This is a genomic window from Serratia sp. PL7, from assembly GCF_945957435.1.
Window position 1 is genome coordinate 47202 of sequence record NZ_CAMFLB010000031.1, and the last position, 23441, is coordinate 70642.

The window sequence follows — 23441 nt, forward strand, 5'->3', positions numbered from 1 at the left end:
TCAAGCCTACGGAATGATCAGCGTCCGATCCAGCGGCGCAACATCCGACTTTAATTTGTTAACCCGTTTAAGCTCGCTGACGCTGACGCCATATCGCGCGGCGATGGATGACAGCGTATCACCGCGAGTCACCTTATGTTTGCTCGGTTTGGTGCTTTTTGCCTTGGCCTGAACCGGTACTGCCGCCGTTTTCCCAGCGGGGACCTTCAGACGCTGACCAACCCAGACGCCGTCTTTTTTCAGCTTGTTCAGCTCACGTAGCGCCGCCATGCTGGTGCCATAGCTATCGGCAATGCCGGAAAGCGTTTCCGCCCGCTTCACCACATGGATCTGCGTTTTTCCTACGCTGGCGCTACTTCTGGCCGGGCTGGTCACCGGCTCAGGCTGTCTGAGATCGTCTGTCGTGGAGTTAACCGCCGCTGCGACGTCCAGCGGGCGGTTTTCCACCTTTGGGTCGGCTTGTAGCGGATGCGCCAGGAAATAACTGCGCAGGCCGTTGTGGATCGCCCGTGCAATTTTATCCTGATATGCGCTACTGCCCAGCAGTCGCTCCTCCGTGCTATTACTGATAAACCCGGTTTCCACCAGCAGCGATGGAATATCCGGTGAACGCAGCACTCCCAGGCTGGCGTGTTCCGGACGGCGTTTGTGCAATGAACCTACGACCTGTAACTGTTGCAAGACCTTAACGGCCACGTCATAACCGACGCGCTGCGAATGACCGAACTGCAGATCCAGCACCGCCTGGCTCAGGTAAGGGTCGGCCTGGCTGTTGGCCAACAGATCGCCCGCGCCACCCAGCAGTTCGGACTGTTTCTCATGCTGTTCCAACCAACCGGCCATCTCGCTGTTAGCCCGGCGATTGGACAATACCCAAACCGAAGCCCCTTTGGCACTGCGATTCGGCGCGGCATCCGCGTGGATAGACACCAACACGTTGGCCCCCTGCTTGCGCGCCACGTCTGAACGGCCCATCACCGAAATAAAATAATCCCCGTTACGCGTCATCACCGCTTTAAACATCGGATCGGCATCCAACAACGCACGTAGGCGATGCGCGATGGCAATAGTGACGTTTTTCTCTTTCAGACCGTTTGGCCCGATAGCGCCAGGATCTTGCCCACCGTGGCCTGCGTCGATCGCCACCACCACCCGATCGCCAGAACCGGCCGACACTCGGCTGCTACGTGGGGTAATGCTGGTTGCCGTGCCTGATACCGCAGCCGACTTCGGAGTAAATGGATTGGCGTTACTCGACGTAACCGGTGCTTTACGCACTGGCTCAGTCACCACCGGCACAGGCACCGGTGCCTTACGGACAGTGTTTGTCGTCGTTTTGGCTTCTGAGGTGATGGTGAAGACGACGATGTAACTGTTGCCCTCTTGACGCGTCGCCACACGGGTTTTGGCACGTTGGGTTAAATCAAACACCAAGCGTACGCTTTGTGCATCTTTCGGCTTACTGGAACGAATGCTTTTTACCAGGTTTTGGCCGCTGAAGTTCAACGGCAGGCCGCCCACTTTGCCCGTTTGATTCACGTCCAGGACCACCCGTTCTGGACCATGTATGGTTGAGAAGCTATACGAGGGAGGGCCAGTAAAGCTCACTGACACCGTGGCTTCACGCTGAGCATTGGTCACTTTGACGTCGGAGAGGGACGATGCCGCCCAGGCACCAAACGGCCCCAGCAACGCGAGCAAGGCAATCACAGCAAATCTTCTTAACCCATACATCATTGCTGCGTCATCCTTGTTGCCTCTGAATACTTTCCAATAATTGTTCGCCATAGGCGGAAACCGCCTGGAGCTTCGCCTGACGCCCTTCGTCTTGGTAACTGAGATGCAGTTCCAGATCGGGATCGGGCAGCACGCCGGTACCCTGCTGCGGCCACTCCACCAGGCAAATCGAGTCCTGGGCAAAATAGTCGCGGATACCCATAAATTCGAGTTCTTCCGGGTCAGCCAGGCGATAAAGATCAAAGTGATAGACCGCCAGCGGTTGCAGCGCATAAGGTTCCACCAGCGTATAGGTTGGGCTTTTCACATTGCCCTGATGGCCTAACGCCTGCAAAAAGCCGCGGCTGAAGGTGGTTTTACCGGCACCCAAATCCCCATAAAGATAAATCACGCTGGCACGATCGCACGCCTGGGCCAGGACGGCCCCCAGTGCGACTGTGGCTGCCTCATCCGGCAGCGGTAAAACGAGTTCTTTCATTCGATAATGTCTATTTTGCCAACTCAGGGTTAACGTAATGAGGGATCACCGCCAGCAGATCGGTGGCCAGTAATCCCCTTGTTCCTTGTTTTGCAGCAACATGATCCGCCGCTGCGCCGTGCACTACGCAGCCCGCGCAGGCAGCATCATATAGCGGCAACTTTTGCGCCAACAAACCGCCAATGATACCCGACAGCACATCTCCCATGCCACCGGATGCCATGCCAGCATTGCCAACGTCGGCGATCGCCATCTGTCCATGCTCATCAGCGATCAAGGTCCCTGCGCCTTTCAGCACCACAACGCCGCCGTATTGCGCGACCAACCTGCGGGTTGCAAGTAAGCGATCACTCTCAATATCAGCGGTGCGGCAGCTCAATAATCGCGCGGCTTCACCAGGATGCGGGGTAATAATACGATTCTGACGCTTCTCGGGGTGTAATGCCAGTAAGTTAAGCGCATCAGCGTCCCATAATGTTGGTTTATCACTGGCTTGCAGCTGTTGCAACGCATTGCGGCCCCAATCGCCCTGGCCAAGCCCCGGGCCAATCACGACCACATCAGCCCAATCCAGCGCCTGTTGTAGAATATCGTCACTCAGGCGCTGCACCATCAACTCAGGCCGGGCGGTCAGCAGCGGCCCAATGTTCTCACTGTGAGTAAGCACTCGCACCAGTCCAGCCCCGGCACGCAGTGCGGCTTCCGCAGCCATGCGGATAGCTCCGCCAAAACCGTGATCGCCACCGACCAACAGTAAACGACCATGATCCCCTTTATGAGAACAAGGACGGCGAGGCTTCAGCCACCTGGCCAAATCGCCAGCCGTAATACGCTCGATCTGTGGAGACTGTGTTGCCAACCAATCCACCAGTCCTAGCGTACTGTAATGCAGTTGCCCCACCCAATCACGCGCCTGCCCGGTCAGCAACCCTGGTTTGAGTGCAATAAAAGTCAGCGTATGTGCCGCACGGATCGAGACTCCCGGCACGGCTCCGCTTTCAGCCAGCAGGCCTGAAGGGATATCCAAAGCCACCACTGGCGCATCGGCTCGGTTGGCCGCCTCGATCAGCGCATCATAGGGCGCTCTGGGGGCCGCCCCCAACCCGGTGCCTAACAATCCATCAATGATGAGATCAACATCCTCTGGCCAACGGCTGGTCGCGGGCAGGACTTCTCCGCCGCTTTCCAGCCAGGCTTGCCGGGCAGTGGCGGCCTCTGGTGGCAATGGACGAACGCCTTCGCAGGCAATGAGCGTCACCTTGATGCCCGCAGCACGGGCCAGACGAGCAACCACATAACCATCGCCACCGTTATTGCCATGCCCACACAGCACCAGCCAATGCCTGCTGGCCGGATAGCGGTCGCACGCCAGCTCATAAGCCGCCGCACCGGCACGCTGCATTAACGAATACAAAGAGAGGCCAAGCGTTGCGGCAGCAGCAGGTTCTGCCTGGCGGATCCAGTCTGCAGACCAAACAGAGTGTGGTAAACTGGAACAGTATTGTTTCTCACTATGGCCCGTCATGACACACCCCCTCGATCTCGATCAACTCGCCCAACATATCAAGCAATGGGGGCAATCGCTAGGATTCCAGCAAGTGGGGATCTGCGATACCGATCTCAGCGCGGAAGAACCCAGATTGCAGGCGTGGCTGGATAAGCAATACCACGGCGAGATGGAGTGGATGGCACGCCACGGCATGATGCGTGCACGGCCACATGAATTATTACCCGGCACGCTGCGGGTGATCAGCGTGCGCATGAACTATCTGCCCGCGAAAGCCGCGTTCGCCAGTACGTTAAAAAACCCGCAGTTGGGCTACGTTAGCCGTTATGCGCTGGGGCGTGATTATCACAAGCTGCTTCGCCAACGGCTAAAAAAACTCGGCGATCAAATCCAGGCTTATTGCGGTGAACTGAATTTCCGGCCCTTTGTGGATTCGGCCCCCATCATGGAGCGAGCCTTGGCCTCAAAAGCCGGCATCGGATGGGTTGGTAAACACTCACTGATCCTCAACCGCGACGCTGGTTCCTGGTTTTTCCTGGGCGAGTTGTTAATCGATTTGCCCCTGCCGGTGGATAAGCCGCAGGAAGAGCAGTGTGGCCGCTGTGTCGCCTGCATCACCACTTGCCCCACCGGTGCGATAGTTGCCCCTTACACCGTCGATGCCCGGCGCTGCATCTCCTACCTGACCATCGAGCTGGAAGGCGCTATTCCAGAAGAATTCCGCCCTCTGATGGGCAATAGAATCTACGGCTGCGACGATTGCCAGCTCATTTGCCCTTGGAACCGCTTCTCGCAGTTGACGGATGAAGACGATTTCAGCCCCCGCGCTGCGCTGCATGCTCCGCAACTGATCGAGCTGTTTGGCTGGAATGAGGAGAAGTTTCTCCGTATCACCGAAGGCTCTGCCATCCGACGTATCGGCCATTTGCGCTGGTTACGCAATATCGCGGTAGCACTCGGCAACGCCCCTTATCTGGATCAGATCGTTATCAGCTTGCAGACTCGGCAAGGTCAGGATCCGATGCTGGACGAGCACATCAATTGGGCACTGGCTCAACAGCTTGCACGCCGTGAAGCCCTGGCGGTTGAGGTGCAGACTACGCAGAAAAAACGTTTAATTCGGGCGGTCGAGAAAGGATTACCGAGGGATGCTTAGAAAACCCTCAGACTCTCCCTGTGGATTTGTGCATAAAAATAAAAATGCGTTGTCTTTCAAGCGTCACAAAAAGAGCAAGTGATCGAGATAACGTTTTATAAGAAATAAATATTGATGATTATCAATGAGATATAAATTTCATTTGTACAACGTTGCAATTTTGCACAGAAGGTATTATGTACAGAAACTGTGGATAACTCTGTTCACAACATATTTTCTGAGTATGTATAACCGAGCGAAAGTCACACCGGAAGCGGCGTAGGATTGAATGTAAACTGGAGATAAAATTGGAGCGGGAAACGAGACTCGAACTCGCGACCCCGACCTTGGCAAGGTCGTGCTCTACCAACTGAGCTATTCCCGCATTGATATGCTTGAAGCATCCGGCCAACAATGAACAACATGGCCTTTGAAATTTTTGGAGCGGGAAACGAGACTCGAACTCGCGACCCCGACCTTGGCAAGGTCGTGCTCTACCAACTGAGCTATTCCCGCGTCGCATGGGTACTACTTTAACTACTTTTTCTTCATCATGCTACATCAAGCAGCATTGTTGAATTTGGAGCGGGAAACGAGACTCGAACTCGCGACCCCGACCTTGGCAAGGTCGTGCTCTACCAACTGAGCTATTCCCGCCCGGCGTAACGATGGTGAATGGAACGAAATTCTTCATCGGTACGGGGTGCGCATTATACGAGAAATCCTTTTCGCCGCAAGCCCCTGAAAGCAAAAAAACGCGAATTTTGTCTGATTGCTGCTTTAAGCACCGAAATGGTGAATTTTCATGCCGGGATAGGTAAAAACCTGCTTTGCGGGCAACCAAGGTCAGGATTTGGTCCCTCATCACGGTGAACGACCAATAGATCGAATCACAGCGACTTACGCTTGGAAAAATAATGGGCGGGTGAATCGCCAAAACACCGTCTGAACATCGCGATAAAGTTGCTGGGGGTCGCATACCCCAGAGCATCAGCAATACTGCTCACAGCCATACCATTAGCCAGCATTTCCAACGCGTGGGACAACCTTGCCTGTTGACGCCATTGTGCAAAGCTGTTGCCCGTCTCGGCCATAAACAAACGCGACAGGGTGCTAGGCGAAAGCCCTCCCCAAGCCGCCCAGGCTTGCAAGGTCCGGGTGTCATCAGGCGCGGCAAGGATCGCATTGGTGATCCGCAATAAGCGCCGGTCGGTAGGCATTCTCAAATGCAGCGGCTGATGAGGCGAACGCCGGATTTCATCCAACAGCACAGCAATCATTCGCTCCTGTTCAACTTGCAAAGTCTCTTCAAACGACCAAGACACCGCGCGGCGTACTAACGCATTCATCAACTCACTGATGCCAATCACACAGGGTTGATCGGGCAAGTCTTTGCTCGCATCAGGCGTAATCAGCACCGTCCAGCCGCTCATGACGCCGCTGATGCTGACTTTGTGCGGCTCGTGTGAAGGTATCCAGCCGGCACGATTCGGTGGTAACAGCCAGGAGCCCTGCCTGGTGCGAACATGCAACAAGCCGTTCTCCACGCAGAACAGCTGCCCCCGCAAATGCTGGTGCCAATCGTATTCACGCGTCCCCAGACGAAACTCAAGACCCGGATCGTCTTCACCCCACATAGCGATCAGTGAAGGGCCATCGGCACGTTCACTGAGGTCGGATGGATGATTGGCAAGCAATGCTACCGTCATGATTGTTTCTCATTATTTTTAGCATAAATAACGTTATCCAACTTTTCGACAGTTGTCCATTATTCATACTTTCTCCGCTCTTTGACCAACCAGAGGCCCCCTAATGAACGATGTTAAGACCACTCCCCCCACCCCTGCGAGCAGTAAACGCCCTTGGCTACTGTATTTACTGGGGGCAGCCTGTCTGCTTACCGCTATCCTCTGGGGAGGATGGTATGGTGCGTATGGTCGCTGGTATGCCAGCACCGATAACGCCTATGTTCAGGGGGATGTCGTACAGATCACGCCACAGTTTCATGGCACCGTGGTCTCCATCAACGTCGATGATGGCGAATTGGTGTTCGCTGGCGATACGCTGATTAAGCTTGATCCTGGTGACAGCCAACTGGCACTGGACAATGCCGAGGCCCATCTGGCTAACGTGGTGCGAAAAGTACGTGGTTTGTATAGCGCGGTCACCGGTGCCAAGGCCGAAATCGCTGTCCGCCAAGCCACGCGGGACAAAGCTCGCGCCGATTACCAACGACGCCGTGCCCTTACCCTTTCTGGTGCCATATCTAAAGAGGAATTAGCCCATGCCAACAACGCCTTTCTGGAAGCACAGAGCGCGCTCGACGCTATCGAGCAACAGTACCAGCAAAATCTCTCATTAGTTGATAACACCAGCCTGACTTCACACCCCGAAGTGCTGGCAGCAATAGCGGCATTGCGTATCGCTTTCCTCGATCGCTCACGCACCACCATCGTCGCCCCAGTCACGGGGTATGTCGCCAAACGTAAGGTGCAGTTGGGCCAGAGAGTACAGCCAGGCGAAGCGCTGATGGCCGTCGTGCCACTGGATAAAGTCTGGGTCGAGGCTAATTTCACTGAGGCTCAACTGCGTGATATTCGCATCGAACAACCGGTAGAGATCTATGCCGATGTCTATGGCAAAACCATACGCTATAACGGCCAGGTACAGAATTTGGGTATTGGCACCGGTGCCGCATTCGCGCTGCTGCCAGCACAGAATGCCACGGGGAACTGGATCAAAATCGTTCAGCGTGTACCGGTACGGATCTCCCTAACTCAGCCCGAGCAGCTCATTAACCATCCGCTACGCATTGGGTTGTCCATGCAGGTCAATGTGGATCTGCATGATCGTAACGGTGCGTTATTAGCCCAACAATCGCCAGAGCCCTTGTTGGCGACCGATGTCTACCGCGATCAACTGAGTCAGTCAGACGCCTTGATCGAACGGATCGTTAAGGCTAATGGGGGGCATTTATGAGCTCCACGACCCCCGCCCAGGATTTCCGTCCCCCCAGCCTCAACTGGACCACCTTTGGCCTGGCTTTGGCGGTCTTTATGTATGTGCTTGATGGCACTATCGCCAATGTCTCCTTGCCGACCATCGCCGGTAATCTGGGAGCCAGCAGTAGCCAAAGCGCCTGGGTGATTACCAGTTTTGCCGCCAGCAACGCGATTGCCTTGCCACTCACGGGTTTTCTGGTGCGTCGCATTGGCCAGCTGCGGCTATTTCTCTGGTCAATGGGATTGTTCACTGCCGCCTCATTAGCGTGCGGAATGGCCATCAATATGGAAATGTTAATTCTCTGCCGCGTGTTTCAAGGGGCCGTGGCGGGGCCACTGATCCCGACAACCCAAGCGCTGATGTTGTCGATTTACCCGCCAGAAAAACGAGGTTATGCCCTGTCCATGATCGCCATGGTCACCGTAGTCGCTCCGGTTGCGGGCCCCTTGCTCGGTGGGTGGATCACCGATTTTTATTCATGGCGCTGGACCTTCCTGATCAATATTCCGGTCGGCATTTTTGCCTGTACTCTGGTTGCCAGCCAAATGCATGGCCGCCCCGAGAGCACCATGCGTGCCAAGGTGGATCGCGTTGGGCTAGTCGCGTTGATCCTGGGGGTGGGCGCACTGCAGATCTTGCTGGATAAAGGCAACGAAGAGGATTGGTTCAATTCATCCCAGATCGTCGTGCTGGCTATCGTCGCCGTAGTCAGCTTGCTGTTTTTTGTTATCTGGGAACTGACCGACTCACAGCCGATCGTCAATCTGCAGCTATTCCGTCATCGCAATTTCCGGGTGGGTACGCTTGCACTGATCGGTGCCTATTCCGCTTTTTACGCCACTAACGTCATCATGCCACTTTGGCTACAGCGAACCTTGGGCTACCCCCCTATCTGGGCAGGGTTGGCCGTAGCCCCCATGGGGATTTTGCCGCTGCTGCTGATGCCCTTTATGGGCAAATATGCGTCACGTTTCAACATGCGCTGGCTGGTGTGCGGGGCTTTCTTACTGCTGGCCACAGCCTCTTTCCTACGTTCAGGCTTTGTCATTGAGATTGATTTCCAGCATATCGCACTGATCCAACTGTTGCAGGGGTTAGGGCTGGCACTGTTTATCATGCCGATCAACGCCATCTTGCTCTCCGACCTCAAACCGAACGAGATCGCGGCTGGCTCAGGGCTTGCCACCTTTATGCGTACGTTAGGTGCCAGCCTGGCGGTCTCCATTACGACCTTGATGTGGGATCGCCGTGCGGTTTCCCATCACGCCCAATTAGGCGAATCCCTGACCGTTTACGATCAAGAGACTCGTCAGGCGGTCACAACTTTAGGGCTGGGCCAGGCGCAGTCAGGCTATGAACGGCTGAATAACCTGGTCTCCGAACAGGCCGCACAGATCGCCTTCAATGATATTTCTTATGCGCTGGCTGGCGTGTTTCTGCTAGCCATCGTGCTGGTCTGGTTTGCCAAACCGCCCTTCGTCCCTAAAGCCAAACCCTAGATCCACGCAATAGAAAAGGGGGCGTGGATTAATCCTCCGCCCCCTTTTATGAAATTGATGCCGACTACAGCTGAATAAAATGCTCGCGGTAGTACGCCAGTTCCGCAACGGATTCGCGGATATCATCCAACGCCTGATGGGTGCCCTGCTTCTTGAAACCTGGCAGGATCTCCGGTTTCCAGCGGCGCGCCAGCTCTTTCAAAGTGCTGACATCCAGATAGCGATAGTGGAAGTAGGCTTCCAGCAGCGGCATATAGCGGAACAGGAAACGGCGATCCTGGCCAACGCTGTTGCCACAGATTGGTGATTTACCTGCTGGCACCCACGCTTGCAGGAAAGCAATAGTGGCCAGTTCGGCGGCACGATCGTCATGCTGGCTGGCTTTCACACGCTCCACCAGCCCACTGCCGGTATGCGTGCGCACATTCCAGTCATCCATCAGCGCCAGTTGCTCATCTGATTGATGCACTGCGATCACCGGTCCTTCGGCAAGGATATTCAAATTGGCATCGGTCACCAACGTCGCGATCTCGATAATACGATCGCGTTCAGGGTCCAACCCGGTCATCTCCAGATCGATCCAAATCAGGTTGTTTTCGTTTCCTGTCATGATTTTTCCTGCGTATAAAGCCGAAAGATAAACAAACCACGGGCAAGCCCGCGGCTAATGCCAGCGTGCGTGGCGGCCAAGAACGGTTATTTAATATAAAATAGCGTGTATCATAGCCTTTTTGCTCGCCCCGAGCGATAAATGCCGATTCAAGTGAGGCTCAGTGAGTAAGAACAAACTGTCCAAAGGTCAAGAACGCCGCGTACAGGCCAACCATCAGCGTCGCCTAAAGCGTACTGACAACAAGCCGGAGCTGGATGATTCCCAATTGGGCGAACCGCAGGACGGGATCGTCATCAGCCGCTTTGGCATGCATGCAGACGTGGAAGCCGCAGACGGCGTCCAGCATCGCTGCAACATTCGCCGCACCCTACGTTCGCTGGTTACCGGCGATCGCGTGGTCTGGCGCCCTGGCGTAGGCACTCATGCGGGGGTCAAAGGCATCGTAGAAGCGGTGCATGAACGCACCTCGGTGCTGAACCGCCCTGATTTCTACGACGGCGTTAAACCCATCGCCGCCAATATCGATCAGATCGTCATCGTGTCGGCCATTTTGCCCGAACTTTCACTCAACATGATCGATCGCTACCTGGTCGCCTGCGAAACGCTGCAAGTCGAGCCGCTGATCGTGCTCAACAAGATCGACCTGCTGGACGCCGAAGCGCGTAAGGTGGTCGACGGAATGATGGACATCTATCGCCATATTGGCTATCGCGTTCTCGAAGTATCCAGCCAGACCCGCGAAGGGATGGAAGCCTTTGAACAGGCACTGGTCGACCGTATCAGCATCTTTGCCGGGCAGTCCGGCGTGGGCAAATCCAGCCTGTTGAACGCTCTGCTGCCGCAGACGGAAAAGCAAATTCTGGTAAATCAGGTTTCCGACGTCTCCGGCCTGGGGCAACATACCACCACGGCGGCGCGGTTGTATCACTTCCAACATGGCGGTGATGTTATCGACTCCCCTGGCGTGCGTGAATTTGGTCTGTGGCATCTGGAGCCAGAGCAGGTCACCCAGGCCTATGTCGAATTCCGTGACTATTTAGGCGGTTGTAAATTCCGCGACTGCCGCCACGATACCGATCCGGGCTGCGCCATTCGCGCCGCGATGGAAAGTGGTGCCATAGCCAAAGAGCGTTTCGACAACTATCACCGCATCCTGGAAAGCATGGCGCAGGTTAAAACCCGCAAAAACTTCTCGGACGCAGATAACTGATCCACAGTGCGGGGGTGGCGCTAATCGCACTCCCCGCCCTTATACCCCCTTTCAAGAGGTTAATGTGCTGGATAGCATCAAGATTAAATTACAGTATTGGCTGCCAAAGCTGGCGTTAACCCGCCTGGCGGGCTGGGGCGCAGATAAAAAAGCCGGTTGGCTGACGAAGCTGGTGGTAAAAGCGTTTGCCCGCTATTACCGCGTACAGATGCAGGAAGCACAGAACCCGGATTTAGCCTCCTATGCCACGTTCAATGAATTCTTCGTTCGCCCATTACGTGATGGCGCACGCCAGATCGTAGCGGAGCCTCACGTGCTGACACTGCCAGCAGATGGTGCCATCAGCCAGCTCGGGGCGATCCGCGACGATCAAATTTTCCAGGCCAAAGGCCATAATTACACGCTGGAAGCCCTGTTGGCTGGCAACTACCTGTTAGCGGAGCCTTTCCGTAACGGCCTGTTCGCCACCACCTATCTGGCGCCAAGCGACTATCACCGTGTCCATATGCCATGTGACGGCGTACTGCGCGAAATGATCTACGTGCCGGGCGATTTGTTCTCGGTTAACCCGCTGACCGCCGCCAACGTGCCGAATCTGTTTGCGCGCAATGAGCGCGTGATCTGCGTATTCGATACCGCCTTTGGGCCGATGGTGCAGATCCTGGTCGGGGCGACTATTGTGGGCAGCATCGAAACCGTCTGGGCCGGTACCGTCACGCCACCCCGCGAAGGCATCATCCGCCGCTGGACCTATCCAGCCGAAGGCATGGAAGGCGCGATCCAACTGGTTAAAGGTGAAGAGATGGGCCGCTTCAAACTCGGTTCCACGGTCATCAACCTGTTCACACCTGGCAGCGTGCAGTTCGCTCCGCACCTGAACAACGGCACCGTAACCCGGATGGGCCAGGCTTTTGCTGAAGCCACAGCTGCACCAGACGCCACCTTCGAAGGGAATTAATGCTGTGCGCCTGATTATCGCTTTATTGCTCAGCCTGCTACTGATCCAGCCGGTTCTCGCCGCCGCGATCCCCAACGAGTCCCAGTTACGGCAAGAACTGAAGCTGGCCGAGGGCAATAAAAACGCGCCTAATCAGGCGGAAGTGGTTGAGGCGCTGCAAAGCGCCATCAACTGGCTCACCGAACGCAAAGAGTCGCAGGAAAATTCACAGCAGTATCAGCGGGTTATTGACGATTTCCCGAAGATGACGCAGGAGCTGCGCCGCCAGCTCACCCTCGAAGAAACCAAAATCCTGCCCAACGGCGAAAACCTGCCCGCCAGCGATCTGGAACAGTTAATTCTGCAAACCAGCAGTCAACTGCTGGAACAGGCCCGCCTGTTGCAACAGGAGCAGGACCGGACACGCGAGATCAGCGACTCTCTCAGCCAACTGCCACAGCAACAAACCGAAGCCCGGCGAGCGTTAACGGAAGTTCAGCGCCGCCTACAGGCTCAGGGCAATAACCAAACCACGCCATTGGCACTGGCGCAGCTTGCCCTGTTACAGGCAGAGGCAGCGGCACGTAAAGCGAAAGTGGATGAGCTGGACCTGGCTCAACTCTCGGCCAATAACCGCCAGGAACTGGCGCGGATGCGTGCCGATGTCTACAAAACGCGGCATGAAAAAATTGATGTCCAGTTACAGGCGCTACGTAACAACCTCAACAGCCAACGCCAGCGAGAAGCGGAACGGGCGCTGGAAAAAACCGAGCAATTGGCCGAGCAGAATGGCGATTTACCCGCCAGCCTGCGCAAGCAGTTGCAAATCAACCGTGAACTTTCTGCTGCGCTGAACGATCAGGCGCAACAGATGGATCTGATCTCTTCCCAACAGCGCCAGGCCGCCGCACAAACGCTGCAGGTACGCCAGGCGTTGAGCACCATCATTGAGCAGTCCCAATGGTTGAGCGCCTCTACTGCGCTGGGGGAAACCCTGCGCGCCCAGGTCGCCATTTTGCCAGAAATGCCAAAACCCCGGCAGTTGGACAGCGCCATGGCCGATTTGCGCGTTCAACGCCTGAATTTTGAAAACCAACTGGAAAGCCTGCCACAGCGAGCCAAAGAGTTTAAACAAGATGACGGTAGCCCGCTGACCAGCGCCCAGCAGCGTATCGTCGATGCCCAGCTACGCACCCAGCGTGATCTGTTGAATTCGCTGCTGTCCGGCTGCGATACCCAGATCCTTGAGCTGACCAAGCTGAAGGTGGCCAACACCCAGTTGGTTGATGCGCTGAACGAAATTCAGGATGCAGCGCACCGGTACCTGTTCTGGGTGCCAGACATCAGCCCTATCACCCTGTCGTATCCGCTCAATGTGGCACAGGATCTGACCCGTGTATTGTCATTGGATACCCTGACGCAGCTCAGTGGCGCCTTCGTGATGATGGTCACTAGCCGGGAAACCTTGATCCCGCTGTTTGGCGCGGTGCTGTTGGTGATTTTCAGCATCAGTTCGCGTAAGCATTACCATGCGTTCCTGGCACGGGCCAGCAGCAGAGTAGGCAAGGTCACGCAAGATGAATTCCTGCTGACGTTGCGTACCGTATTTTGGTCGATCCTGGTGGCCTTACCGCTGCCGGTATTGTGGGCAGCGCTGGGCTTCGGCTTGCAAAATGCCTGGCCGTATCCGGTTGCTGTCGCCATCGGTGAGGGCGTCACCGCCACGCTGCCAGTGCTGTGGATCTGTATGATCAGCGCCGCCTTCGCCCATCCGCAAGGGTTGTTCATCGTGCATTTCCGCTGGCCGGTGAAACAGGTTTCCCGCGCCATGCGTTATTACCAGATGTCGATCTGGCTGATCGTGCCGTTGATTATGGCGCTGATCACCTTCGACAATCTCAACGATCGCGAATTCGCCAATACCCTTGGCCGCCTGTGCTTCATTCTGCTCTGTCTGGCGCTGGCGCTGGTCACCAACAGCTTGAAGCGGGCAGGTATTCCACTCTATCTGGATAACAAAGGCTCCGGCGAAAACCTGATTAATACCGCGTTGTGGGGGCTGTTGCTTTCCGCACCGCTGATTGCCGCTCTGGCTTCCACCGTCGGCTATCTGACCACCGCACAGAAACTGCTGGCACGCCTGGAGACCTCGGTTGCCATCTGGTTCCTGCTGTTGGTGATTTACCACATTATCCGCCGCTGGATGCTGATCCAACGCCGCCGCATCGCCTTTGACCGTGCCAAACAGCGCCGTGCCGATATCCTGGCGCAACGTGCCAAAGGCGAAGAAGAATCCTCACATACCCCGAACAGCATCGAAGGTGCGATTGAGGTGGATGAGACGGAAATCGATCTGGACGCCATCAGCGCCCAGTCGCTGAGGTTGGTGCGTTCGATCCTGACGATGGTGGCACTGGTCTCGGTGATCGTCCTGTGGTCAGAGATCCACTCGGCCTTCGGCTTCCTGGAAAATATCAAGCTCTGGGATGTCAACTCCACGGTGAATGGCATTGATATCGCTCAGCCAATCACCTTGGGGGCACTGCTGATCGCCATTCTGGTGCTGATCGTCACCATGCAGCTAGTGCGTAACCTGCCAGCGTTGCTCGAGTTGGCGGTGTTGCAGCACCTGGATCTGACGCCCGGCACCGGCTACGCCATTACCACCATCACCAAATACCTGTTACTGCTGTTCGGGGCGATCCTCAGCTTTTCCTGGATCGGTATCGAGTGGTCGAAACTGCAATGGGTGGTCACCGCGCTCAGCGTGGGCTTGGGCTTTGGTATGCAGGAGATCTTCTCCAACTTTATTTCAGGCCTGATCATTCTGTTTGAAAAACCGATCCGCATCGGCGATACGGTGACGATCCGTAACCTGACGGGCACCGTCACCAAGATCAATACTCGTGCCACTACCATTTCAGACTGGGATCGCAAAGAGATTATCGTGCCTAACAAGGCCTTTATCACCGAACAGTTTATCAACTGGTCGCTGTCGGACACGCTGACCCGTGTGGTGCTGACCGTCCCGGCACCGGCAGAGGCGAATACGGAAGAAGTGACCAAGATCCTGATCGACTCGGCCGAACGTTGCTCACTGGTGCTGGATAACCCAACACCGGAAGCCTATCTGGTCGATCTGCAACAGGGTATTCAGATCTTCGAACTGCGTATCTATGCTGCCGAAATGGGCCACCGCATGCCGTTACGCCATGAGATCCACCAGTTGATCCTGGCGGGTTACCGTGAACACGGCATCACGCTGCCATACCCACCGTTCCAGGTTCGCACCGAGACGCTGTCGCGCATGACCAGTAATGGCCGCACGCCGCCTTCAACCCCACCGCGCAATACACGCCGCGAGTCAGGCGGGCTATAAAAGCAAAAAGGGTTCGGCAAGCCGAACCCTTTTTCATGGAGGCGAAAACGTTATGCCCGGCTGACCGGAAACGCGATCACTTCGCTCAGGCTTTCGGCTCCCAACGCCAGCATCACCAAACGATCGACGCCCAATGCCACGCCAGCACACTCCGGCATGCCATGCTTCAAAGCATCCAGCAGGTTGTTATCAATCGGGTGCTCCGGCAAGCCACGCGCCACGCGTTTGCGATTGTCCTGGGTAAAGCGCTGGCGCTGCTCATCGCCGTCGGTCAACTCGCGAAAACCATTCGCCAACTCAAGGCCTTTGAAATAAACCTCAAACCGCTCTGCGACACGGTGATCTTCGGTGCTGATCTCTGCCAACGAGGCCTGTGATGCCGGGAAGTGGTAAACGAATGCCGGTTTATCACGGCCGATATGGGGTTCGACACCCACGGTAAACAGCAGTTGCAGCAAGGTATCGCGATCTTCTTCCGTATCGGCAATGTTGCTCAGATCGAGCTTGGCCGCAGCCTCGCGCAGCTGCGCCTTCTCCGCCGACAGCGGATCGAGATCCAGATGGCGCAGAAACGCCTGCTGATAGGACAGGGTTTCGGCACTGTCGCAGTCCAGTACCTGTTGCAGCAGATCGTCCACCTCGTTCATCAGGCGATACATATCATAGTGCGGGCGATACCATTCCAGCATGGTGAATTCAGGGTTGTGATGCCGCCCCGCTTCTTCATTACGGAAGCTGCGTCCCAGCTGATAGATCGGGCCACTCCCTGCCGCCAGCAGACGCTTCATGTGGTATTCCGGGCTGGTCATCATGTACAGCGTCAGGCCATCTGCCGCGCCTGGGCCGACGAAGCGCGTCTGGAACGGGACCAGGTGGATGTCGGTGACTGTCGCCTGGCTCATCGCCGGGGTCTCAACCTCCAATACGCCACGATCGGCAAAGAAACGCCGGATCTCAGCCAGTATCGCTGCGCGTTTCAACAAATTGGCGATGGGTGCACTTGGCTGCCAGCTTGCCGTTTCGCTCATGGTAATTACTCCGAAATCAAACAGGGGGTGCAGTCTACTCGCATCCTCTCATGCAAACAAATTCTTGGCTATTGTGTGCGCTGGTCTACATTAAAATCATAAAAAACATATAAGCCATATAAACCACCGACAATCACGCTAATCAAAGACAAAGGCGAGGCAACACCTTATTTTTGCAGGAATGCCTCTTGCGTAACGGTTAAAAGGCAAAACAATCGATCACATCAAATTTCTACTACTTAACTTTAGGTATAGTGATAACCCTATATTCGGTAGCAGTTATCTATCCTTAGTGTTTAGTTTAAAAAGTCACTGAATTTAGCTTAGCACCCGAAGCACCTTTATAAATATTAAGCATAGATTAATTAAATTGTCGTTTTAACGAGAACATTGGAGGAGTGCAGTGCAAACCTTTAACGCCGACCTAGCCATCATTGGTGCCGGGGGAGCTGGTTTACGGGCCGCTATAGCCGCCGCGGAAGCCAATCCCCAACTGAAAATCGCGCTGATATCTAAAGTCTATCCGATGCGTAGCCACACGGTAGCCGCCGAGGGAGGCTCCGCCGCAGTCACTCAGGATCACGACAGCTACGACTATCACTTCCAGGACACCGTAGCCGGTGGCGACTGGCTGTGTGAGCAGGATGTGGTCGATCACTTTGTTCACAGCTGCCCACGTGAAATGGCCCAGTTGGAGCAATGGGGCTGCCCATGGAGCCGTAAGCCAGACGGTTCGATCAACGTGCGCCGCTTTGGCGGCATGAAGATTGAACGTACCTGGTTTGCCGCCGATAAAACCGGCTTCCACATGCTGCACACCCTGTTCCAGACTTCGCTGAAGTACCCGCAAATCCAACGGTTCGATGAGCACTTCGTGCTGGACGTACTGGTAGATGATGGCCAGGCGCGCGGCGTGGTTGCCATGAACATGATGGAAGGCACCCGCGTGCAGATCCGTGCCAACGCGGTCATCATGGCCACCGGCGGTGCAGGCCGTGTTTATCGCTATAACACCAACGGCGGCATCGTCACCGGCGACGGTATGGGGATGGCGTTCCACCACGGCGTGCCACTGCGCGACATGGAGTTCGTGCAATATCACCCAACCGGCCTGCCAGGCTCAGGCATCCTGATGACCGAAGGCTGCCGCGGTGAAGGCGGTATTCTGGTTAACAAAGACGGCTACCGTTATCTGCAAGACTACGGCATGGGCCCGGAAACCCCGCTGGGCGAGCCAAGAAACAAATATATGGAACTGGGCCCACGTGACAAAGTGTCACAGGCTTTCTGGCATGAGTGGCGTGCTGGCCGCACCATCGCCACCCCCCGCGGCGACGTGGTCTATCTGGATCTGCGCCACCTGGGCGAGAAGAAACTGCTGGAGCGTCTGCCGTTCATCTGTGAACTGTCGAAAGCCTACGTGGGGGTCGATCCCGTTAAGGATCCAATCCCGGTACGCCCAACCGCACACTACACCATGGGCGGTATCGAAACCGATCAGAACTGTGAAACCCGCATCAAAGGCCTGTTCGCCGTCGGCGAATGTTCCTCGGTTGGCCTGCACGGCGCGAACCGCCTGGGTTCCAACTCGCTGGCTGAGCTGGTGGTGTTTGGGCGTGTGGCAGGTGAACACGCAGCCCGCCGCGCACTGGAAAGTGGCCCGGCCAACGGCAGCGCTTTGGAAGCACAAGGCCGCGACGTGGAAACCCGCCTCAGCAACCTGATGAAGCAGGAAGGTAGCGAGAACTGGTCGAAGATCCGCGATGAAATGGGTCTGTCGATGGAAGAAGGCTGTGGTATCTACCGTACGCCGGAGCTGATGCAGAAAACCATCGATAAGCTGGCGGAGCTGAAAGAGCGCTTCAAGCGCGTCAAAATTACCGACAACTCCAGCGTGTTCAACACCGATCTGCTGTACACCATCGAACTGGGCTATGGCCTGGACGTTGCCGAATGTATGGCGCACTCGGCCTTCAACCGTAAAGAATCGCGCGGCGCACACCAGCGTCTCGACGAAGGTTGCACCGAGCGTGACGACGTGAACTTCCTGAAACATACACTGGCGTTCCATAACCCGAACGGTGCACCACGCCTGGAGTACAGCGACGTGAAAATTACCAAACTGCCACCGGCCAAGCGTGTTTATGGCGCCGCAGCCGAAGCGCAGGACAAAGAGAGAAAGGATAAGGAGCAGGCGAATGGCTGAGCTGAAAACCCTGAAAATCGAGGTCATGCGCTATAACCCGGAACGCGACGCCGAGCCGCATTTCGAGACCTTCAGCGTGCCTTACGATGAGCAGACTTCGCTGCTGGACGCACTGGGTTATATCAAAGATAACCTGGCGCCAGACCTGTCCTACCGCTGGTCGTGCCGTATGGCCATCTGTGGCTCTTGCGGCATGATGGTCAACCGCGTGCCTAAGCTGGCCTGTAAAACCTTCCTGCGTGAATATACCGATGGCATGAAGGTTGAGGCGTTGGGCAACTTCCCGATCGAGCGCGATCTGGTGGTGGATATGACCCACTTTATCGAGAGTCTGGAAGCGATTAAGCCTTATATCATCGGCAACGATCGCAAACCGGAAGATGGCCCGAACGTGCAGACCCCGGCGCAAATGGCGAAGTATCACCAGTTCTCCGGCTGCATCAACTGTGGCCTGTGCTATGCCGCTTGCCCACAGTTCGGCCTGAATCAGGAGTTCATCGGCCCCGCGGCGATTACGCTGGCGCACCGTTACAACCTGGATAACCGCGACCACGGCAAGAAACAGCGTATGCCGCTGCTTAACGGCCAGAACGGTGTCTGGTCCTGTACGTTTGTTGGCTACTGCTCTGAAGTCTGTCCAAAACACGTCGACCCGGCCGCTGCGATCCAGCAGGGCAAGGTAGAGAGTGCCAAAGACTTCATGATCGCAATGCTGAAACCGCAATAAGGGAGGGGAGACAGCAATGACAACACAACGTAAGCCCTATGTGCGTACCATGACGCCAACCTGGTGGCAAAAGCTGGGTTTCTATCGTTTCTACATGCTACGTGAAGGCACTTCCGTGCTGGCGGTGTGGTTCAGCATCGTGCTGATCTACGGCGTCTTTGCCCTGAAGGGCGGCCCTGAAAGCTGGGCCGGGTTTGTCGGCTTCCTGCAAAACCCGCTGGTGTTGCTGATTAACATCATCGCCCTGCTGGCCGCCGCGCTGCATACCAAAACCTGGTTCGATCTGGCACCGAAAGCCGCCAATATCGTCGTCAACAGCGAGAAAATGGGGCCGGAGCCAATCGTTAAGGCGCTGTGGGCAGTGACGATCGTCGTCACCGTGATCATTCTCGCCGTAGCGTTACTGTAATCCGGAGGAAACATGATAAATCAATCACCTAAGCGCTCTGACGAGCCGGTTTTCTGGGGATTATTTGGTGCTGGCGGTATGTGGGGAGCGATCGTTGCTCCGGCTATCGTGCTGCTGGTCGGCATCCTGCTGCCACTCGGCCTGTTCCCCGGCGAAGCTTTAGGTTATGAGCGCGTCCTGGCGTTTTGCCAAAGCTGGATCGGCCGCTTGTTCCTGCTGCTGATGATTATTTTGCCATTGTGGTGCGGGCTTCACCGTATCCACCATGCCATGCACGATCTGAAAATCCACGTGCCTGCTGGCAAATGGGTATTCTACGGCTTGGCAGCTATCCTGAGCGTCGTTACCCTGATCGGGGTCGTCACGCTGTAAAACCTCTGGCGGCCAACTCCCGTTGGCCGCCTATTCCGCTATCCCCCCCTGTCGACTACACTGTCTATCTGATACCGGTAAACAGGAGTCACTCATGCGTTTTTGGTCAAAACTTTGCGTCATATTATCCGCCCTCGTTTCCGTTGCCTGCAGCGTGACACCCCCGAAGGACGTCAAGGTCGTAGATAACTTCGATAGCAAACGCTATCTGGGTACCTGGTATGAAATCGCGCGTCTGGATCATCGCTTTGAAAGAGGCCTGGAGCAGGTTACAGCCAATTATAGCCCGCGCACAGACGGCGGTCTGAAGGTGATTAACCGGGGTTTCGATAGCAAAAAACAGCAGTGGCAGGAGAGCGAAGGCAAGGCGTACTTTATCGGCTCGCCGCAGACGGCCTCGCTGAAAGTCTCATTCTTCGGCCCTTTCTATGGCGGCTATAACGTCATCGAACTCGATCCGGAGTACCGTTATGCGCTGGTTTGTGGCCCAAACCGCGACTATCTGTGGATATTGTCGCGCACGCCGACGTTGGACGCCGCCACGCGCGACAGACTGGTGCAAATTGCCAAGGGCTACGGCTTTGATACCGAAGCGTTAATCTGGGTCAATCAGCAGCCCACTCATTGACTGCTGAATTTTAGCCCCAGGATCCCGGCCACGATCAGGCACAGGCTGAGAATACGCATGATGTTGGTCGACTCACCGAGCAGCACCATGCCCATTACCGCTGCACCCACCGCCCCAATTCCGGTCCACACGGCGTAAGCCGTGCCCGCAGGCAACGTTTTCATGGCGTGCGCCAGCAACACCATGCTCACCACCATCGCGGCGACGGTAATCAGGCTGGGGGTCAAACGGGTAAAACCGTGGGTATATTTCAGGCCAATAGCCCAGACGACCTCTAACAGGCCGGCAAAAAGTAAAATGATCCATGCCATGGAACTGGCTCCAGAACGGGTGGGGTCGTCCCCAGACAACAGAAGCGCAGGCGGGTCGTCCCACTTGGCTGATTGAAGACGTGGATTATAGCAAACAAGAGAATTAAATGGGTATTCCACGGAAGGGAAAATCAAGCGCTGCCGTGGAATACCGTTGAACCCAAAGGAATTTACTGTGCGCTACGCTGGATCGCCTTGCCACCGGCCTCAACATCTTTGCCCACGCCAGCAGTGGTATTGCAGCCCACCAGCGATGACAGGATCAACAAAGAGAAAATGGCGATAATACTTTTCTTCAGCATAAGATTACCCTTATTCGTTATTAGTGAAAAAGTATGGCTCTCTAAGCGTAGTAAAAATCAGGAGGGTTGCAGGAATAAACGGACTTTTCTGTATCATCCGATTAATAGCGCTAATTGATATCAGCTAGCGCTGCGGGAAATCGCGCCGCCGAGGTGTTGAACGTCTTCACCAAAACCACGGAAGGTATTACAGCCGCTGAGGGACATCAACAACAACAAAGAGACCACGGCTAACAGCGTTTTCTTCATCATGCGGATCTGCCAACGTGTGACGGGAAGGGATAACAAAGAGGAACCACGGGGGGTTCCTCTTTGTTGAAACTTATTTAACGCGGGAGACATATTCGCCAGAGCGGGTGTCAACCTTGATCACTTCGCCAATCTGCACGAACAATGGCACTTTAACCACTGCGCCGGTGCTCAGGGTTGCTGGCTTGCCGCCGGTACCTGCGGTATCGCCTTTCAGGCCTGGATCGGTATCAGTGATCTCTGCTTCGATAAAGTTCGGTGGCAGCACAGCGATAGGACGGCCATCCCACAGGGTGACGATACATTCCGCATTGTCCTGCAGCCACTTAGCCACGTCAGAAACGGTTTTCTCTTCAACCTGATGCTGTTCAAAAGTCTCAGGGTGCATGAAGTGGTAGAACTCACCGTCGTTGTACAGGTAGTTCATGTTGGTATCTACCACGTCCGCGCCTTCACAAGAGTCGGTAGACTTAAAGGTTTTTTCAACGCGGGTGCCGGTCAGCAGACGGCGCATTTTTACACGCGCAAAAGCCTGGCCTTTACCTGGTTTGACGAACTCGCTGGATTCAACAGCGTAAGGTTCGCCTTCGAACATGATTTTAAGACCCGGACGGAAATCGTTGCTAGAATAAGTCGCCATGATGGCCCTCTGAAAATTTAAACTGGTAGCTTAGCCAAAAAAATGGCACACATTATAACCCAAAACACGGCGCATAGAGAAGATTGGTTGCATCAACTCGCCGATGTTATTACCGACCCCGATGAATTACTGCAGCTTTTGTCACTAAATACGCACCCGGAACTGCCACAGGGGCGCGATGCACGCCGACTGTTTGCGTTACGCGTACCGCGAGCCTTTGCCGCGCGTATGCAACCTGGTGATGCCAATGACCCGCTGCTGCGCCAGGTACTCACCGCCAGCGCAGAATTCATCGATGCCCCAGGCTTCACGACCGATCCGCTGGATGAACAGCGCAGCGTGGTGCCGGGGTTGCTGCACAAGTATCGCAACCGTGCCCTGCTGCTGGTAAAAGGCGGCTGTGCGGTTAACTGCCGCTACTGTTTCCGCCGTCATTTCCCCTATCAGGAGAACCAGGGCAACAAGGCAAACTGGCTTCAAGCGTTGGAGTATATCCGTCAACACCCGGAACTGGATGAAATTATTTTCTCCGGAGGCGATCCGCTGATGGCCAAAGACCATGAACTGGATTGGCTTATCGGGGAACTGGAGGCCATCCCACACCTCAAACGCCTGCGTATTCATACCCGCTTGCCAGTGGTGATCCCCGCCCGCATCACCGCTACGCTATGCCAACGCTTCTCGGCATCGCGCCTGCAGGTGCTGATGGTTACCCATATCAATCATGCCAACGAGATTGACCCACCGCTGCGCGCCAGTATGGCACAGTTGCGTAGCGCTGGAGTGACGCTGCTGAACCAAAGCGTGCTGCTACGAGGGATCAATGATAACGCGGATACGCTGGCAACGCTGAGTAACGCCCTGTTTGATGCGGGGATCCTGCCCTATTACCTCCACGTGTTGGATAAGGTGCAGGGCGCGGCCCACTTTATGGTCAGCGATGACGAGGCCCGTGCGATCGTGAAAAGTTTGCTGAGCAAGGTTTCCGGCTATCTGGTACCCCGTCTGACCCGTGAAGTCGGCGGTGAACCCAGTAAAACGCCGTTGGATCTGCGCCTGACGCAAAGCTGA

The 23441-nt window shown here is 55.6% G+C and carries 22 protein-coding genes and 3 tRNA genes; 12 read left to right on the forward strand and 13 right to left on the reverse strand.

Annotated elements, in window-relative coordinates; all coding sequences use genetic code 11:
- Positions 1 to 6: 6 nt before the first annotated feature.
- From amiB to nnr, 3 genes are read right to left on the reverse strand one after another with little or no spacing between them, the layout of a single operon-like run.
- On the reverse strand, positions 7 to 1737 hold the full coding sequence (gene amiB, locus N6G83_RS47920; RefSeq protein ID WP_211135371.1) for an N-acetylmuramoyl-L-alanine amidase AmiB: 1731 nt from the start codon (positions 1735 to 1737) through the stop codon (positions 7 to 9).
- Between the two features lie 7 nt (positions 1738 to 1744).
- A complete protein-coding gene (gene tsaE / locus N6G83_RS47925; RefSeq protein WP_021178997.1) occupies positions 1745 to 2215 on the reverse strand; it encodes a tRNA (adenosine(37)-N6)-threonylcarbamoyltransferase complex ATPase subunit type 1 TsaE in 471 nt (156 codons plus the stop codon).
- A gap of 10 nt (positions 2216 to 2225) precedes the next feature.
- Complete coding sequence (gene nnr, locus N6G83_RS47930; protein ID WP_211135323.1) at positions 2226 to 3740, reverse strand: bifunctional ADP-dependent NAD(P)H-hydrate dehydratase/NAD(P)H-hydrate epimerase; 1515 nt, start codon at positions 3738 to 3740, stop codon at positions 2226 to 2228.
- Between nnr and queG the strand changes: the two genes are divergently transcribed.
- Entirely contained in the window at positions 3739 to 4878 is a 1140-nt protein-coding gene (queG, locus tag N6G83_RS47935; protein ID WP_024530191.1) for a tRNA epoxyqueuosine(34) reductase QueG, read from the forward strand. The two genes, nnr and queG, sit on opposite strands and share 2 nt — an antisense overlap.
- 288 nt (positions 4879 to 5166) lie before the next feature.
- On the opposite strand, the gene N6G83_RS47940 is transcribed toward queG, so the two are convergent.
- The 4 genes from N6G83_RS47940 to N6G83_RS47955 all read right to left on the reverse strand — a co-directional run bounded on the left by N6G83_RS47940 (position 5167) and on the right by N6G83_RS47955 (position 6566).
- Positions 5167 to 5242, reverse strand: a tRNA-Gly gene (locus N6G83_RS47940).
- A 55-nt stretch (positions 5243 to 5297) separates the two neighbouring features.
- A tRNA-Gly gene (locus tag N6G83_RS47945) sits at positions 5298 to 5373 on the reverse strand.
- 65 nt (positions 5374 to 5438) lie between these two features.
- Positions 5439 to 5514, reverse strand: a tRNA-Gly gene (locus N6G83_RS47950).
- A gap of 233 nt (positions 5515 to 5747) precedes the next feature.
- Positions 5748 to 6566, reverse strand: a complete 819-nt coding sequence (locus N6G83_RS47955; RefSeq protein WP_074032079.1) for an AraC family transcriptional regulator — start codon at positions 6564 to 6566, stop codon at positions 5748 to 5750.
- Positions 6567 to 6669: 103 nt separating this feature from the next.
- Here N6G83_RS47955 and N6G83_RS47960 point away from each other — a divergent pair, with 103 nt between their 5' ends.
- The gene (locus N6G83_RS47960; protein WP_211135322.1) at positions 6670 to 7836 is read left to right on the forward strand and encodes an efflux RND transporter periplasmic adaptor subunit; all 1167 of its coding nucleotides are present in this window, start codon (positions 6670 to 6672) and stop codon (positions 7834 to 7836) included.
- Positions 7833 to 9359 (forward strand): DHA2 family efflux MFS transporter permease subunit, encoded by a 1527-nt coding sequence (locus tag N6G83_RS47965; RefSeq protein ID WP_211135867.1) that lies wholly within the window; start codon positions 7833 to 7835, stop codon positions 9357 to 9359. Before N6G83_RS47960 ends, N6G83_RS47965 begins: the two co-directional genes overlap by 4 nt.
- Before the next feature lie 64 nt (positions 9360 to 9423).
- Here N6G83_RS47965 and orn read toward each other — a convergent pair whose 3' ends face one another.
- Positions 9424 to 9969 (reverse strand): oligoribonuclease, encoded by a 546-nt coding sequence (gene orn, locus N6G83_RS47970; protein ID WP_024530195.1) that lies wholly within the window; start codon positions 9967 to 9969, stop codon positions 9424 to 9426.
- Between the two features lie 163 nt (positions 9970 to 10132).
- Between orn and rsgA the strand changes: the two genes are divergently transcribed.
- The 3 genes from rsgA to mscM all read left to right on the forward strand — a co-directional run bounded on the left by rsgA (position 10133) and on the right by mscM (position 15498).
- On the forward strand, positions 10133 to 11182 hold the full coding sequence (gene rsgA / locus N6G83_RS47975; protein WP_024530196.1) for a small ribosomal subunit biogenesis GTPase RsgA: 1050 nt from the start codon (positions 10133 to 10135) through the stop codon (positions 11180 to 11182).
- 64 nt (positions 11183 to 11246) lie between these two features.
- Entirely contained in the window at positions 11247 to 12140 is an 894-nt protein-coding gene (gene asd, locus N6G83_RS47980; RefSeq protein ID WP_211135863.1) for an archaetidylserine decarboxylase, read from the forward strand.
- 4 nt (positions 12141 to 12144) lie between these two features.
- Positions 12145 to 15498 (forward strand): miniconductance mechanosensitive channel MscM, encoded by a 3354-nt coding sequence (gene mscM / locus N6G83_RS47985; RefSeq protein WP_024530198.1) that lies wholly within the window; start codon positions 12145 to 12147, stop codon positions 15496 to 15498.
- Between the two features lie 50 nt (positions 15499 to 15548).
- Here mscM and epmA read toward each other — a convergent pair whose 3' ends face one another.
- Positions 15549 to 16526 carry an elongation factor P--(R)-beta-lysine ligase gene (gene epmA / locus N6G83_RS47990; RefSeq protein ID WP_021807574.1) on the reverse strand — a complete coding sequence of 326 codons (978 nt, stop codon included), beginning with the start codon at positions 16524 to 16526 and terminating at the stop codon, positions 15549 to 15551.
- Between the two features lie 403 nt (positions 16527 to 16929).
- Between epmA and frdA the strand changes: the two genes are divergently transcribed.
- From frdA to blc, 5 genes are all read left to right on the forward strand, one after another.
- Positions 16930 to 18732 carry a fumarate reductase (quinol) flavoprotein subunit gene (gene frdA, locus N6G83_RS47995; protein ID WP_211135864.1) on the forward strand — a complete coding sequence of 601 codons (1803 nt, stop codon included), beginning with the start codon at positions 16930 to 16932 and terminating at the stop codon, positions 18730 to 18732.
- Positions 18725 to 19459: a succinate dehydrogenase/fumarate reductase iron-sulfur subunit gene (locus N6G83_RS48000; protein WP_024484774.1), complete on the forward strand. Its 735-nt coding sequence runs from the start codon at positions 18725 to 18727 to the stop codon at positions 19457 to 19459. Before frdA ends, N6G83_RS48000 begins: the two co-directional genes overlap by 8 nt.
- A 16-nt stretch (positions 19460 to 19475) precedes the next feature.
- Complete coding sequence (gene frdC, locus N6G83_RS48005; protein WP_021182104.1) at positions 19476 to 19868, forward strand: fumarate reductase subunit FrdC; 393 nt, start codon at positions 19476 to 19478, stop codon at positions 19866 to 19868.
- Positions 19869 to 19880: 12 nt separating this feature from the next.
- Positions 19881 to 20240, forward strand: a complete 360-nt coding sequence (frdD, locus tag N6G83_RS48010; RefSeq protein ID WP_021182103.1) for a fumarate reductase subunit FrdD — start codon at positions 19881 to 19883, stop codon at positions 20238 to 20240.
- 94 nt (positions 20241 to 20334) lie between these two features.
- Positions 20335 to 20868 carry an outer membrane lipoprotein Blc gene (gene blc / locus N6G83_RS48015; RefSeq protein WP_074032281.1) on the forward strand — a complete coding sequence of 178 codons (534 nt, stop codon included), beginning with the start codon at positions 20335 to 20337 and terminating at the stop codon, positions 20866 to 20868.
- On the opposite strand, the gene sugE is transcribed toward blc, so the two are convergent.
- The 4 genes from sugE to efp all read right to left on the reverse strand — a co-directional run bounded on the left by sugE (position 20862) and on the right by efp (position 22370).
- On the reverse strand, positions 20862 to 21179 hold the full coding sequence (sugE, locus tag N6G83_RS48020; protein ID WP_021182101.1) for a quaternary ammonium compound efflux SMR transporter SugE: 318 nt from the start codon (positions 21177 to 21179) through the stop codon (positions 20862 to 20864). The genes blc and sugE overlap by 7 nt on opposite strands.
- 170 nt (positions 21180 to 21349) lie before the next feature.
- Complete coding sequence (locus N6G83_RS48025; protein ID WP_024530202.1) at positions 21350 to 21481, reverse strand: entericidin A/B family lipoprotein; 132 nt, start codon at positions 21479 to 21481, stop codon at positions 21350 to 21352.
- Between the two features lie 120 nt (positions 21482 to 21601).
- Positions 21602 to 21733, reverse strand: a complete 132-nt coding sequence (locus N6G83_RS48030; protein ID WP_021807578.1) for an entericidin A/B family lipoprotein — start codon at positions 21731 to 21733, stop codon at positions 21602 to 21604.
- 70 nt (positions 21734 to 21803) lie between these two features.
- A complete protein-coding gene (gene efp, locus N6G83_RS48035) occupies positions 21804 to 22370 on the reverse strand; it encodes an elongation factor P (RefSeq protein ID WP_024484772.1) in 567 nt (188 codons plus the stop codon).
- A 42-nt stretch (positions 22371 to 22412) separates the two neighbouring features.
- On the opposite strand from efp, the gene epmB reads away from it, so the two are divergent.
- On the forward strand, positions 22413 to 23441 hold the full coding sequence (gene epmB, locus N6G83_RS48040) for an EF-P beta-lysylation protein EpmB (RefSeq protein WP_024530203.1): 1029 nt from the start codon (positions 22413 to 22415) through the stop codon (positions 23439 to 23441).